Raw genomic sequence first — 13,431 nt, 5'->3', positions numbered from 1 at the left:
GCAGACCCGCGTGCCACCATCGACACCGGACGGAGCCCGACCGAACGGAAGGACATCATGCCCGCCTACGCGATTGCTCACCTGCAGGAAGCCGCCCCGCACCCGGAGATCGCGGAGTACATCGAGCGCCTCCCGGCCACCTTCGAACCGTACGGCGGCCGCTTCCTCGTCCATGGCACGCAGCACGAGGTGAAGGAGGGCAGCTGGCCCGGCCACGTCGTGATGATCGGCTTCCCCGGGATCACCGAGGCGCGGTCCTGGTGGGACTCGCCGGCCTACCGCGAGATCGCGCCCCTGCGCTCCCGGCACATCGAGGGCGACATCATCCTGGTGGAGGGCGTCCCCGAGGGCTACGACCCGACGACCGCCGCCGGGGCGATCCGGGACGCCGCGTCCGCCAAGTAGCGTTCAGCGCTGCCGGCTTGCCGGTGGGCGCGTCGAAGGGGCGGGGGCCGGCCGTTCGAGCGGCCGGTCAGGCGGTCAGTTCCGTGCGGCCCGACGCGCGGGAGACCGGTTCCTGCCGGATGTACCACTCGGTCGCCAGGATCCGCTCGCGTACGGCCGCCGGGAAACCGGCCAGCAACCCGGACGCCGCCCCTCGCTCCACCTCGGTGCGATGGGCCAGTACAGCCGCCCACTTCTGCTCCAGCCAGGGGCGCACGTCGACGGTCGCGGTGATCCGCTCGTCCGGCACGGTGTTCATCCCTTTGCCGGCCCGGGCCAGTTCCTCCAGGGCGGGAAGCGCCGAGTGCGGATGGGTGGCCAGGTAGAGGGCGCTCGGCTGCCAGGGGGCGCCGGCGTCCGGGTGGAGCCGTTCGAGACCGGCCTCCTGGACCGCGAGCGTGGTCACGCGGTGGGTGTGCACATGGTCGGGGTGCCCGGTCAGGCCGCCGTACGCGTCATGGGTGAGAACGATCCGCGGCCGGAACTGCCGTATGTGAGCGACCAGCCGCCCCACCGGCTCGTCGCGCGGCGCATCGCACAGCCGCGGGCGACCGGGGGCGGACTGCGGCGCACCGGCGTCGGCATAGCCGAGCATCCGCGGCTCACCGGCACCGAGGATCCGCAGTGCCTCGGCGAGTTCGGCGCCGCGCTGCGTGTCCGGGGTCCAGGTCGCCGTCACGACGGCGGTGCGGGCACCGGCGGCCGCGTGCCGGGCGAGGACTCCGCCCGAGAAGAGGGACTCGTCGTCCGGATGGGCGAAGACCGCGAGCAGGCTCGGCACCGACATCGATCGACCACCTCCTGATACGGCCTGCGCCCGGGTCGCAGCCCAGCCGGCCTGACGCCGGCTTCGGCAGCGACACCACTGCCTACCGCCCGGCAGCCGGCTCGGCAACCCGTCCCAACGGCGAGCTCACGCCGGTCAGTTCCTCCGACACCGTCCACAACCGCCGCGCCACCTCCGCGTCACTGGCCGCCGTCGTCCGCCCGACCAGCGTCGGCGCGCCCCGCAGCTCGCCCAGCCCGTCGGGTCCGACGTAGCTCGCACCGGGGAGATCCTGAGTCGCGGCGTACAGCGTCGGCAGCGCACCCGCCTTGTCGTCCTGCGCGAAGACCCTGTTGCCGATGCTCATGAACGCCCGCATCACCGGACTTCCGGCGTGGCTCTGCAGGTTGGTGGCGGCATAGCCGGGGTGGGCGGCCAGGGCGCGGACCCGGGAGCCGGACTCCGTCAGGCGGCGCTGGAGTTCCAGGGTGAAGAGGAGGTTCGCCAGTTTCGACTGGGCGTACGCGCCATTCGGGTGGTAGCCGGACGTCCAGTTCAGGTCCTCGAAGCGGATCCTCGCACCGGACCACCGGTGCGCACCGGACGACAGCGTCACGACCCGGTCGGTGACGTACGGCAGCAGCAGGTTCGTCAGCGCGAAGTGGCCCAGATGGTTCGTGCCGAACTGCATCTCGAAGCCGTCCGCCGTCCGCTGCTGCGGCAGCATCATCACGCCGGCGTTGTTGATCAGCAGATCCAGCGGCCGGCCCTGCCACGCCTCGGCGAACTCCCGCACGGATGCGAGATCCGCCAGGTCCAGCCGCCGCACCTCGGTACTGCCGGTCACGGTCGCGGCCGCGGCCCGGCCCCGGTCGAGGTCCCGTACGGCGAACACGACGTGCGCGCCGGCACGGGCCAGCGCGTCGGCCGCGGTGAGGCCGATGCCGCTGTTGGCGCCGGTGACGACGGCCGTGCGGCCGCCCAGGTCAGGGAGGCTGGTCGCGTCCCACGTCTTCTTCGTTTTGTCAGCCATACCCACGAATGTAGACTCCGCCAACAATGCTGTCAATGACAACAATGGTGACGGCGCCAACAAAGATGGCACCGGCAACATCAAGCTACGATGGTGCCCATGCCCGAGAGCCGCCCCTACCACCACGGCGACCTGCGCGCCGCCCTGCTCGCCGCAGCGGAAAGCACCCTGCGTGAAAGGGGCGTCGGCGCTCTCTCGCTCCGCGAACTGGCCCGCGAGGTCGGCGTCAGCCACGCCGCCCCCGGCCGGCACTTCAAGGACAAGCAGGCCCTGCTCAACGCCCTGGCGCTGACCGGCTACGAGCGGCTCGGCCGGGCCCTGAGCGCGGCCGACGACCCGACGCTCCCCCTGGAGCCGCGCCTCACCGCCCTGGCCCGGACCTACCTCGGCTTCGCCATCGACAACGCCGAGCTGCTGGAGCTGATGTACGCCCGCAAGCACGAGCCGGGCGCCTCGGAGCAGATGGCCGCCGCGGTCGAGCAGACGATCGGCACCCTCGACCGGGTCCTCGCGGACGCCCAGCAACGGGGCGAGATCATCGAGGGCGCCCCGGAGGAACTCAACCTCGTCACGGGCGCCGCCCTTCACGGCATGGCCGCCTTCATCGCCGGCGGCATGCTGACCCCCGAGGTGGCCATGGCCGGGGTCGACGGCTTGGTCCACCACTTGCTGCACGGCCTCAGGCCCCGCTGAGGGCCGAGCCCCTCCGGCTGATCACCGCGGACGTCGCCGAGAACTGACCGCCCGTCACCATGCCCGGCAGGCACGGGCGGTCGCGGCACCCTGCCTAGGGATGTTCAGGTATCGGCGATAACCTTCACCCGCAGCACACCGGCACGACCCCTCACCCGACCACCCGTCAGAAGCGGCACCCGGCGTGAAGAGGGCTAACGACGGAGCCACACGACAGGTTCCGCTCAGGCCTCGTTGCCCGGCGTGACCTGCCGTGATACACAGAGTGACCGTACGAGGTTTTCGTACGAATCCCGCCCATCAATGACGCCAAGTCGACATACGACAGCGCCATTGTCGGCGAGAATGAGATCTGACCTCTGCGCACCGCAGGGGACTGCGGAACTACCCAACAGGGGCGGTGACTTACATGCTCTTTGCGGCCGATAAGGGCGATATCAACACCATCATCGGCGGGATCGCTCCGGACTGGGGCCCCTTCGGCAGCCTGGGCAACGAGGCGAAGGTGATGATCGAGGTCGTGATGGCGGTGGCCATCCTGCTCTGCCTCGGCCTCGCCATCTGGGGGGCGGCCAAACAGCGCATCGGCGCGACCGCACTGCGCGACACGTTCAGCGCCGAGCAGGGCAAAGGTCTCATCATCGCCGGGCTGACGGGCGTCTTCATCATCGGCTCCCTGGGCACGCTGTTCACGATCGTGTACGGCATGGCCGTCTAACCGCCTCAGTCGCGCCCATTGCTCGCCCCCTCTTTCCCCTCCATCTCCTCCATCTCCTTCGTCCCACTCCGGGCACGCCCGGCCCCCGTCGTCCCCCACCCACCCGTCGTGCCCACCGGCTGAGGTTGCGTTTCCCTGATGTCGAGTCACCACACCGCGCCCATGCGGGAACCAGCACGGCTACCGTCGTACTCCAACGTGTTGTTGTCCGACGTCGAGGGGGCGTACGCGGCATGAGTCTCGGAGACGAGCGGGAGGGCTCCGGCGGTTACGGAGGCACGGGTCAGACCCGTACGCGCCTGCCCGAAAGCGGTGGTGACGTGTACGGGGGCACGCGGCGGGGCGGCCGTTCGTCGTCCCGGAGCCTGGTCACCGTGGTCGGTGTGGTCGTCCTCCTCATCGCCGCGATCGCCTTCGCGAACCGTGGAGGCGACGACTCCGGTTCCGCGAGCGGGGACGAAAACAAGCCGAAATCCTCAACGACGGCAGCCACGGGGACACGACCGGTGGGGGGCAAGGCGGCGGGGATTCCTGGGGGGTTCGCGCATGATGAGCAGGGGGCGGGGAGTGCGGCGGCCAACTATGCGGTGACGCTGGTCTCGGCCGACATCCTCCAGCCGGCCCGCCGGGCCGAGATCGTCCAGCAGGTCTTCGTTGCCGACAAGCAGGCCGAGCTCGCGGCCAAGCTCGACAAGGCCTACTCCAAGGAGTTCCTGAGCAACATCGGCCTGGACGAGAACGGCAACGCGGCGACGGGCAACACCTACGTCTCACGCACCGTGCCGATCGGCACCAGAGTGACGAGCTACTCGGCCTCCGCGGCGAGCGTCGAGGTGTGGTGCACCGGCGTGTTCGGCATGGCCGGGGAGAGCTCGACCAATCCGGCTAGCAGCGACTGGTTCACCATGACCCTCCAGCTTCGATGGGCCAACGGTGACTGGAAGGTCGAGAGCTTCTCCCAGAAGGACGGCCCCACGCCCGTCCCCGGGGACAGCAGGGCGTCCAGCGCCGACGAGATGGCCAAGGCCGTCGAGGAGTACGGAGGGTTCACGTATGCCCGATAGCCCGCGCCGCGTACTCAAGGTCGCCGCGACCTTCACCGCCGTACAGACCACGCTCGTACTGCTGGCCGCGCGTGCCGTCGCCGCGCCCACGCCGTCACCGACCCCGTCGGGTGACAACTGCGACCTCATCGTCGGCCCCGCCAAGGACTACTGCGAAAAAGACAACGGCGGAGCCAACCGCACCGGCGGATCCAGCCCCCTCACCGACCCCACCTCCACCCTCGACCCCCTCTCCTCCCTCGCCAAGGGCTGCGCCGAAGCCGCCGCCTGGACCGTCGACAAGCTCAGCGAGGCCGTGAAGGAGACCGCGAACGTCGACTTCACGAACACCAAGTTCCTCCAGCAGTACGCCGTCGTCTTCGCGGCGTCCACGATCCTCACCCTGCTCCTGTGGCTGCTGGCCGTGGCCAAGCGAGCCGTCCGCGGCGTACCTCTCAGCACCGCCGTCTCCGAGGCGATCGGCTTCCTCTGGCTGACGGTCCTGGCGTCCGCGTTCACGCCGCTGATCCTCTACACGGTCGTATCCGCCACGGACGGCATCACGGACGTCCTCGCGAAAACGACCGGCGATCAGACGGACACCTTCTTCGGTACCTTCTCCGGCGCCCTGGAGAAGGGCGAGGACATCGGCGGCGGCCCGATCATGCTGATCGTGGTGTCCCTGGTCTCCATCCTCGCCGCCGGCGTCCTGTGGCTGGAGCTCGTCATCCGCGCCGCCCTGCTCTACGTCGGCGCCCTCCTCGGCACCGTCGTCTACGCCGGCCTGGTCGACAAGAACCTGTGGGGCCACGTCCGCCGCTGGGCGGGCATCATGATCGCCGTCATCCTCGTGAAGCCGGTCATCGTCATAGTGCTCGGCCTGGCCGGCGCCCTGTCCGCCGACGACGGCCCGAACGCCTTCTCCGCCGTGGTCTCCGGCCTGGCCATCATCCTGCTCGCCATCTTCGCGAGCGCGATGATCTACCGCTTCGTCCCCGGCTTCGGCGACGAGCTCGCCGGCTCCCGCAACAACCGCATCATGCGGGGCGCCGAAGGAAAGGCCGCCGCGGTCATCAGCTCCCCGGCGACCCTCGTCGCCCAGGGCATCAAGACCCACAGCTCCCGCGCGGACAACAAGGGCGGCGGGGGCCAGTCCAGCTCCTCCGCCCGCCCCTCCAACCCCGCCTCCGGCGGCGTCGCCGCGCACAGTTCGCGCTCCTCGAACGGCGGCGGATCTGTCCCCTCCGCCGCACCCGCACCCCGCTCGAGCAGCCCGGTGAACACCCCCCACGCCAGCAATACCCGCAGCAGCAATCGTTCAGGAGGTGACGGGCGTTGACGACCGAGTCCCATGTGTCCCATCCGGTCACGCCCCGCCGTACATATCTGATCGGCCGCGCCCGGCCGAACGCGATCGTCGGCCGCAACCGCGAGACCGGCGAGATCGCGTTGATCATCGGGGGCGCGTTCCTCGGCATGATGTGCGGACTCCTCGTCCCCGTCCTGTCCCTGCGCATCGTGCTGCTGATGGGCTTCCCCCTGCTCGCGCTCGGCGCGGTCTACGTGCCGTACAAGCACCGGACCATCTACAAGTGGTTCGAGATCAACCGCAGCTACAAGCGCACCCTGCGCGCGGGCACCACCTACCGCTCCGCCGCCGTCGAGGCCGGCACCGGTCTCGACGGGCGTGAGGTCGAGGTCGGCCCGCCGCCCGGCATCGGCCGCATCACCTGGCTTGCCGCGCCCTTCGGTCCGGACGAGATCGCCGTGCTCCTGCACGCAGACCGCCGTACGGTCACGGCCGCGATCGAGATCGAGGGGCCCGGCGTCGGCCTGCGCGACTCCGAGGACCAGGAAGCCCTTGTCGACCGCTTCGGCACCCTCCTCAAGCACGTGGCCAACGGCGACGGTTTCGTCACCCGGCTGCAGATGCTCGCCCGCACCCTGCCCGCCGACCCGGACGCCCACGCCAAGGACGTCGCCGTACGCGGCGACGAGCGCGCCCCGGGATGGCTGCAGCAGTCGTACGACCAACTCCAGTCGATGGTGTCGACGAGCAGCGAGCAGCACCGCGCGTACCTCGTCGCCTGCATGCACTTCACACGCGAACTGGCCGCCGAGGCCCAGGCGATGGCCCGCGCGGCCCGCCCGCACGGCGGCAAGGTCGACCGGGACTCCGGTCTCGCGGTCGTCATGGCCCGCGAGCTGACGGACATCTGCTCGCGCCTCCAGGAGGCCGACATCCGCGTCCGCCAGCCCCTCGGGCAGGGGCGCCTGGCCTCGCTCATCCACTCCATGTACGACCCGGACCACCCGATCGACCACATCCAGGCGATGACGAAGCGCAACGCCTGGCCGGCCGAACTGGACGCCATGGAACCGACGTTCCTCCAGGCGAAGACCCGGGAGTCCTCCACCCGCGCGCCCTGGTGCCACGCCACGGCCTGGGTGAAGGAGTGGCCGATGACCCCAGTGGGCGTCAACTTCCTGGCCCCGCTGCTCGTCCACACCCCGGACGTCATCCGGACGGTCGCCGTGACGATGGACCTCGAACCCACCGAGGTCGCCATCGAACGCATGCTCACCGAGAAGACCAACGACGAGGCGGAGGCCAGCCGCGCCGCCAAGATGAACCGGACCGTCGACCCGCGCGACATCGCCGCCCACAACCGCCTCGACCAGCGAGGAGAAGACCTCGCGAGCGGCGCCGCCGGCGTCAACCTGGTCGGCTACATCACCGTCTCCTCGCGTTCCCCCGAGTCCCTGGCCCGGGACAAGAGGACCATCCGGGCGTCGGCCGGAAAGTCGTATCTGAAGCTGGAGTGGTGCGACCGCGAGCACCACCGGGCATTCGTCAACACACTCCCCTTCGCCACCGGCATTCGGAGGTAGGACCTGATGCGGGACCCGCTGTCCGTCCTCACCGACGCCTTCACGTCCTTCCTCTTCGGGAAGGTCGAGACGACGCGGCTGCCGGTGCGCACGTCGACGGGCCAGGCCCAGGCGGTCTACCTCCCGACCGCCGCCCCCGGCCTCGGCGACTCGGGCGTCATCATCGGCCGCGAGGTCTACTCCGGAAAGGGCTACATCTACGACCCCTTCCAGCTCTACGGCCAGCAGCTCCCGGCCCCGCACTGGCTGGTCCTCGGCGAGTCCGGCAACGGCAAGTCGGCGCTGGAGAAGACGTACGTCCTGCGCCAGCTGCGTTTCCGGGACCGCCAGGTCGTCGTCCTCGACGCCCAGGGCGAGGACGGCGTCGGCGAGTGGAACCTCATCGCGCAGGAGTTGGGGATAACCCCCATCCGCCTGGACCCGACGGCCGCCCTGGACATGGGCATCCGACTCAACCCGCTCGACCCCGCGATCACGACGACGGGCCAGCTGGCCCTGCTCCGCACGATCATCGAGGTCGCGATGGGACACGGCCTCGACGAGCGCTCGGGCTTCGCCCTGAAGGTCGCGCACGCCTACGTCAACGAGACCATCGTCGAACGCCAGCCGGTCCTCACCGACATCGTCGAGCAGCTACGGCACCCCAAGCCGGAGTCGGCCGAGGCGATGAACGTCGCCATAGACGACGTACGGGCATGGGGCCTGGACGTCGCTCTGGTCCTGGACCGTCTGGTCGACGGTGACCTGAGGGGCATGTTCGACGGCCCCACGACGGTTGGCATCGACCTCGACGCGCCGCTCATTGTGTTCGATTTGTCCCACATCGACCGCAACTCGATCGCCATGCCGATCCTGATGGCGATCGTCGGCGTTTGGCTGGAGCACACCTGGATCCGCCCCGACCGGAAGAAGCGCATCTTCCTGGTCGAGGAGGCCTGGCACATCATCAACAGCCCGTTCGTGGCCCAGCTCTTCCAGCGCCTGCTGAAGTTCGGCCGACGGCTGGGTCTCTCCTTCGTCGCGGTCGTCCACCACCTGTCCGACGTCGTCGACGGAGCTGCGGCGAAGGAGGCCGCCGCGATCCTGAAAATGGCCTCGACCAGGACGATCTACGCCCAGAAAGCCGACGAGGCGAGGGCGACGGGCCGGGTGCTCGGCCTGCCGCGCTGGGCCGTGGAGATCATCCCCAGTCTCACCCCCGGCATCGCGGTGTGGGATGTCAACGGCAACGTCCAAGTGGTCAAACACCTGATCACCGAGACCGAACGCCCACTGGTCTTCACCGACCGCGCGATGACCGAGTCGTCCGCCGACCGCGACTTGACCGACGACGCCCTGCGCGCCGCCGAGCTGGAGGCGGAGGAACGGGCGGCGGCCTTCGTGGAGCAACACCTTGGCGACTCCGAATCGACGGTGGCGTAGGGGGCAGCGTGAGACCGGACGACCGTCGGGAATACCGGTACACCCGGGACAGCGGAGGCAGTCAGGGAGGCATCCCCGACGGCCTGCTGATCGGCCTGCTCGCCTTCCTCCTGGGCATGACACTGCTGGTCTGGACGGCGACGGGCCTGGCGGGCCTGTTCGCGCACGGCTCCTGGCCCTCCGGCGTCACCTTCACCCGCACGCCCCTGGCCATGCGCTCCCTGGTCGCCCAGCCCCACGACATCCCGGGCGCGTGGCCGGAGACACCGGACGGACAGCTGTCGGGGTACGGGCTGTTCTGGGGGCTGTTCATCGGCCAGTTGATGGTCCTGGTCGTACTGACCGTGTTCGTGCTGGGGACGGTGGCACGCTGGCGGGCAGTCAGGGCGGCGCGGCGCACGGGCAAGGCGGAGGCTGCCGAGCAGACAGCCGGGGCGGAGAAGACGGACAGCGCGGTACAGCCCGGCTTCTCACCGGCCCCTGAGCCCGCTCCAGCACCGGTACGCGGCGACGTGCCCGCCCCGCGGACGGAAGCGGAGCCGATGGCCGCGGTGCCGATGGCGGCAGCGACAACAGCAACGGCGTCGGCAGCCTCGGAGACAACTGCACGCAGCGAAGGAGCGGCCGCACCCGATGCCGCACCCCACACCGCACTGCTCACCGAGCGAGCGGGCACGTGGGAAAGGATCCACCTGGCCCCGAGGGAAAGCCGGCAAGCCACCGCGACCCAAGCGGTACGCGACGCGGAAGGCCCCGCGCTCGTGGTCGCGTCGAACCCCGCGGTCTGGCAGGACTCGAAGGACGCCCGCGCGAAGCTCGGCCCGGTCCTCCTCTACGACCCCACCCACCTCTGCGACACCCCGGCCCGCCTCCACTGGTCCCCCACAACGGGCTGCGAGGACAAGCAGACAGCGGTCTCAAGAGCGACCGCGCTCCTGACGCCGGTCCGCCCCACCTCCCGCCTCGACCAAGCGGTCAGCGACACCGCCGAAACGCTGCTGCGCAGCTACCTGCACGCCGCTGCCATCGACGGCCGCACCGTCCGCCACGTCCACCGCTGGTCCCAGGGCACACAGATCCAGGACGCCGTACGCATCCTGCGCACGAACCCGAAGGCGGCCCCGGGCGCGGCAGGCGAGCTCGAAGCCGCGCTCACCGCCCACCCCGAACGGCGGGACATGGCCCAGGAGTTGACGACGAGGACGCTCTCCGCCCTCTCCACGGTCAACATCCGCGAGTCCTGCACTCCAAACCGAACTGATGCCCTCACCTTGGATTCCTTCGTCCACGAAGGGGGCACGCTTTATGTGGTGGGTGAATCCATCGAGGATCCCCGAGCCAACCCCGGCGCCATGCCACTCCTGACGGCCCTCGCCGCAAGCGTGGTCGAGCGCGGCCGGCGCATGGCCGAACGGTCATCCTCCGGTCGCCTCGACCCACCAATGACGCTCGTCCTGGACGACGTCGCCGCCGTGGCTCCACTTCCCCAGCTTCCGGAGCTGCTGGCCACCGGAGCGGACCGGGGTATGCCGACCCTGGCCCTGCTCCGGTCCCGGGAACAGGCGCGCTCCCGCTGGCCCCACGACGACCTCCCGGTGTAGCCGAACTCCCGGCCCGAACTCCCGGGCCGAACTCCCGGGCCGAACTCCCGGTGCAGGCGTACCGATCACCGAACCCGGCCCCCTACGGCCGCTCGATGACGAACTCCAACTCCAACTCGACCTCCGCCTCCGCCTCCCCCTCACCCAGCGGCACGGTCACGCCACTCGGCTCGAACCCCACCTTCCGGTAGAACCTCTGCGCCCGCCCGTTCTCCTCGTGCACGATGAGCCGCACCCGCTCCGCGCCCCGCGACCACGCCCACTCCAGGCCGGCGTCGAAGAGCACGTCGGTCAACCCGCTCCCCCGCTCCTCCGGCCGTACGAACACGGCGACGACATGCCCCTGCTTCCGCTCCACCGGGAACCCGGCCCAGTCGGTCGTCCCCGGCTCCTCGACCAGCACGGTCAACGTCCCGACCCAGACCCCGTCCGGCCCTTCGGCGATGATCTGCTGCGCCCCGTCGGCCCCCTCGCAGGCCCCAGCGGCCCGCTCCTGCCAGAAGGAGTCGGGCCGGGCGACGGCCTGCTCGTACGTCTCCAGGAACGCGAGCGGCGCGACGGGGTCCTGCAGCGCGGCGAGCCGCAACTCCTTGGCGGCGGGCCACTCCTCGGCATGTATGGACCGGATGACGTAGGCCCCGGGGTTCGTGGTGCTCATGGTCGCCACCGTAGTACCCGGGTACGACATCGCTCACCCGGATTCCTGCCCAGGGCCCTGTGCCGGCCACCACCGGACCCCGGAGGATGAACCCGTGACGCACGAGCGAGCGACGACGGAACCCCTCACCCAGCACATCCAGCGCGTCAGCCGACGCGTACGTGCCTTCGACGGACGCCACCCGCTCGTCTGGGACCTGCACCTGACCGGCTTCTGGGTGACGGCGGCCCTGATCGACTACTACGGCGACGGCTGGCTCAACGTGGCCCGCGACCGCGACAACCCCGGCTGGCTCGTCCTCACCCTCAGCCTCGGCCTCTCCGTCCCTCTCCTCATGCGACGCACCCACCCCCGCGCCGTACTCCTGGCCATCGCACCGTTCGCCCTGGTCAACGCCTGGACCGGCACCGCCCTCCAAGCAGTGCTGCTCCAACTCCTCGTCGTCTTCCACATCGCCCTGCGCCGCCCTCCCCGCAACCTCTGGTGGGCGACGGCCCTGATCACCACGCCCGTCGCCGTGATGGCGGCCCGTCACCCGCAGGGAACCCCGGACAAGGACATCGTCCCGGTCCTGATGTCCATCGCCGTAGCGGTAGCCATCGGCATCACGGTCCGCACCCGCCGCGACCACACCGAGGCCCTGGAGGACCGCGCCCGCCGCCTGGAGATCGAGCGCGACCAGCAGGCCCAGCTCGCCGCCGCGGCCGAACGATCCCGTATCGCCCGCGAGATGCACGACATCATCGGCCACAACCTCTCCGTCATCACCGGCCTGGCCGACGGCGGCAAATACGCGGCCGCCAAGTCCCCGGAACGCGCCACCCAGGCCCTCCACGCCATAGCCACCACCAGCCGCCAGGCCCTGGCCGAACTACGCCGCCTCCTCGACGTCCTGCGCGACGACGAACACCCCCGCGCACCCCACCCGGAGCTGACCCCCCAACCCACCCTCACCGACCTGACCCAACTCCTCGACGGCGTACGCGCCGCAGGCCTCCCCGTCCACACCACGACCCACGGCACCCCCAACCTCCCCCCGGGCCGCCAACTCACCGTCTACCGCGTCATCCAGGAAGCCCTCACCAACACCCTCAAACACGGCGGCCCCGAAACCACGGCACGCATAGAGCTCTCGTACGAGGAGAAGGGCGCCGTCACCGCAATCGTGACCGACACCGGCAGCGGGGGCCCCGCTGAACCCACGGGCGGCCGCGGTCTGCCCGGAATGCGTGAGCGAACGGCCCTGTACGGCGGCACACTTGAGGTCGGCCCCCGTCCGCACCCCGAGCAGGGCTGGCGAGTCCACCTGCATCTCCCGGAGGAATCCCCGCAGTGACCACCGTCCTCATAGCCGACGACCAGCCCCTCCAGCGCTTCGGCTTCCGAATGCTCCTCGAAAGCCAGGACGACATGACGGTGGTGGGCGAAGCCGCCAACGGCAGCGAGGCGATCCGCATGACAGCGGAACTACACCCCGACGTGATCCTCATGGACGTCCGCATGCCCGGCCTGGACGGCATCGAGGCCACCCGCCGCATCACCACCACCGGCGACCGCACCAGGGTGCTGATCCTCACCACCTTCGACCTCGACGAGTACGCCTACGCCGGCCTCCGCGCAGGCGCCTCCGGCTTCCTCGTCAAGGACGCCCAGCCGGAGGAACTCCTCTCCGGCATCCGCGCGGTCGCCACCGGCGACGCGGTCGTCGCCCCGAGTCTGACCCGCCGCCTGCTCGACGCGTACGCCCACCACCTTCCGATGCAAGGCCGCGCCGACGGCCAGGAAGCGTCGCCCCTGGAGCACCCTCGTCTCTCTCCCCTCACCGACCGCGAACGCGAGATCCTCTCGGTGATCGGAAAGGGCTGGACCAACACGGAGATAGCCACCCGCCTCCACCTGGCCGAGTCGACGGTAAAGACCCACGTGGGCCGCGTCCTCGCGAAGACCGGCTCACGGGATCGAATTCAGGCGGTGATTCTGGCGTACGACACGGGACTAGTGCAGCCGTCCTGAGCCAGAAACGCAGAAAGGCCCACACCATATGGTGTGGGCCTTTCTCACAATTTGTTCGGCGGCGTCCTACTCTCCCACAGGGTCCCCCCTGCAGTACCATCGGCGCTGTAAGGCTTAGCTTCCGGGTTCGGAATGTAACCGGGCGTTT

At 70.0% G+C, this 13,431-nt stretch carries 13 protein-coding genes and 1 rRNA gene; 10 read left to right on the top strand and 4 right to left on the bottom strand.

What is annotated here, in order from left to right:
* Positions 1-57: 57 nt before the first annotated feature.
* Positions 58-405, top strand: a complete 348-nt coding sequence (locus ACZ7L5_RS40735) for a DUF1330 domain-containing protein (protein WP_471523639.1) — start codon at positions 58-60, stop codon at positions 403-405.
* A gap of 67 nt (positions 406-472) precedes the next feature.
* Here ACZ7L5_RS40735 and ACZ7L5_RS40730 read toward each other — a convergent pair whose 3' ends face one another.
* A complete protein-coding gene (locus ACZ7L5_RS40730) occupies positions 473-1,231 on the bottom strand; it encodes a PIG-L family deacetylase (RefSeq protein ID WP_471523637.1) in 759 nt (252 codons plus the stop codon).
* Positions 1,232-1,313: 82 nt separating this feature from the next.
* Positions 1,314-2,243, bottom strand: coding sequence for an oxidoreductase (locus ACZ7L5_RS40725; protein ID WP_471523635.1), 930 nt, complete (start codon positions 2,241-2,243; stop codon positions 1,314-1,316).
* A 90-nt stretch (positions 2,244-2,333) separates the two neighbouring features.
* On the opposite strand from ACZ7L5_RS40725, the gene ACZ7L5_RS40720 reads away from it, so the two are divergent.
* The 7 genes from ACZ7L5_RS40720 to ACZ7L5_RS40690 all read left to right on the top strand — a co-directional run bounded on the left by ACZ7L5_RS40720 (position 2,334) and on the right by ACZ7L5_RS40690 (position 10,612).
* A complete protein-coding gene (locus tag ACZ7L5_RS40720) occupies positions 2,334-2,936 on the top strand; it encodes a TetR/AcrR family transcriptional regulator (RefSeq protein ID WP_471523633.1) in 603 nt (200 codons plus the stop codon).
* A gap of 409 nt (positions 2,937-3,345) precedes the next feature.
* Positions 3,346-3,654, top strand: a complete 309-nt coding sequence (locus ACZ7L5_RS40715; RefSeq protein WP_123996587.1) for a hypothetical protein — start codon at positions 3,346-3,348, stop codon at positions 3,652-3,654.
* A gap of 233 nt (positions 3,655-3,887) precedes the next feature.
* Entirely contained in the window at positions 3,888-4,718 is an 831-nt protein-coding gene (locus tag ACZ7L5_RS40710) for a DUF8175 domain-containg protein (protein ID WP_471523631.1), read from the top strand.
* Positions 4,708-6,036: a hypothetical protein gene (locus ACZ7L5_RS40705; RefSeq protein WP_471523629.1), complete on the top strand. Its 1,329-nt coding sequence runs from the start codon at positions 4,708-4,710 to the stop codon at positions 6,034-6,036. Before ACZ7L5_RS40710 ends, ACZ7L5_RS40705 begins: the two co-directional genes overlap by 11 nt.
* Complete coding sequence (locus ACZ7L5_RS40700; RefSeq protein WP_328880721.1) at positions 6,033-7,589, top strand: SCO6880 family protein; 1,557 nt, start codon at positions 6,033-6,035, stop codon at positions 7,587-7,589. The genes ACZ7L5_RS40705 and ACZ7L5_RS40700 overlap by 4 nt, the downstream gene beginning before the upstream one ends.
* 6 nt (positions 7,590-7,595) lie before the next feature.
* Positions 7,596-9,011 carry an ATP-binding protein gene (locus tag ACZ7L5_RS40695; protein ID WP_328880720.1) on the top strand — a complete coding sequence of 472 codons (1,416 nt, stop codon included), beginning with the start codon at positions 7,596-7,598 and terminating at the stop codon, positions 9,009-9,011.
* An 8-nt stretch (positions 9,012-9,019) separates the two neighbouring features.
* Entirely contained in the window at positions 9,020-10,612 is a 1,593-nt protein-coding gene (locus ACZ7L5_RS40690; RefSeq protein WP_471523626.1) for a type IV secretory system conjugative DNA transfer family protein, read from the top strand.
* Positions 10,613-10,694: 82 nt separating this feature from the next.
* Here the strand turns inward: ACZ7L5_RS40690 and ACZ7L5_RS40685 are convergent, their stop codons facing one another.
* The gene (locus ACZ7L5_RS40685; protein WP_471523624.1) at positions 10,695-11,270 is read right to left on the bottom strand and encodes a GNAT family N-acetyltransferase; all 576 of its coding nucleotides are present in this window, start codon (positions 11,268-11,270) and stop codon (positions 10,695-10,697) included.
* 94 nt (positions 11,271-11,364) lie between these two features.
* On the opposite strand from ACZ7L5_RS40685, the gene ACZ7L5_RS40680 reads away from it, so the two are divergent.
* Both ACZ7L5_RS40680 and ACZ7L5_RS40675 read left to right on the top strand, forming a co-directional pair.
* On the top strand, positions 11,365-12,606 hold the full coding sequence (locus tag ACZ7L5_RS40680; protein WP_471523621.1) for a sensor histidine kinase: 1,242 nt from the start codon (positions 11,365-11,367) through the stop codon (positions 12,604-12,606).
* The gene (locus ACZ7L5_RS40675) at positions 12,603-13,283 is read left to right on the top strand and encodes a response regulator transcription factor (RefSeq protein ID WP_365067645.1); all 681 of its coding nucleotides are present in this window, start codon (positions 12,603-12,605) and stop codon (positions 13,281-13,283) included. The genes ACZ7L5_RS40680 and ACZ7L5_RS40675 overlap by 4 nt, the downstream gene beginning before the upstream one ends.
* A gap of 53 nt (positions 13,284-13,336) precedes the next feature.
* Here ACZ7L5_RS40675 and rrf read toward each other — a convergent pair.
* Positions 13,337-13,431 (bottom strand): 5S ribosomal RNA (gene rrf / locus ACZ7L5_RS40670); the annotation flags it as partial.

The sequence above is a fragment of the Streptomyces sp. NPDC107528 genome (assembly GCF_055639295.1).
This window is presented reverse-complemented; position numbering and strand designations above follow the sequence as displayed.

Excerpts from the sequence above, each read along its gene's own strand:
- ACZ7L5_RS40725 (WP_471523635.1), bottom strand. The coding sequence starts at position 2,243 with ATGGCTGACAAAACGAAGAAGACGTGGGACGCGACCAGCCTCCCTGAC.
- ACZ7L5_RS40720 (WP_471523633.1), top strand. The coding sequence starts at position 2,334 with ATGGTGCCCATGCCCGAGAGCCGCCCCTACCACCACGGCGACCTGCGC.
- ACZ7L5_RS40685 (WP_471523624.1), bottom strand. The coding sequence starts at position 11,270 with ATGAGCACCACGAACCCCGGGGCCTACGTCATCCGGTCCATACATGCC.
- ACZ7L5_RS40705 (WP_471523629.1), top strand. The coding sequence starts at position 4,708 with ATGCCCGATAGCCCGCGCCGCGTACTCAAGGTCGCCGCGACCTTCACC.
- ACZ7L5_RS40710 (WP_471523631.1), top strand. The coding sequence starts at position 3,888 with ATGAGTCTCGGAGACGAGCGGGAGGGCTCCGGCGGTTACGGAGGCACG.
- ACZ7L5_RS40715 (WP_123996587.1), top strand. The coding sequence starts at position 3,346 with ATGCTCTTTGCGGCCGATAAGGGCGATATCAACACCATCATCGGCGGG.
- ACZ7L5_RS40735 (WP_471523639.1), top strand. The coding sequence starts at position 58 with ATGCCCGCCTACGCGATTGCTCACCTGCAGGAAGCCGCCCCGCACCCG.
- ACZ7L5_RS40730 (WP_471523637.1), bottom strand. The coding sequence starts at position 1,231 with ATGTCGGTGCCGAGCCTGCTCGCGGTCTTCGCCCATCCGGACGACGAG.
- ACZ7L5_RS40695 (WP_328880720.1), top strand. The coding sequence starts at position 7,596 with ATGCGGGACCCGCTGTCCGTCCTCACCGACGCCTTCACGTCCTTCCTC.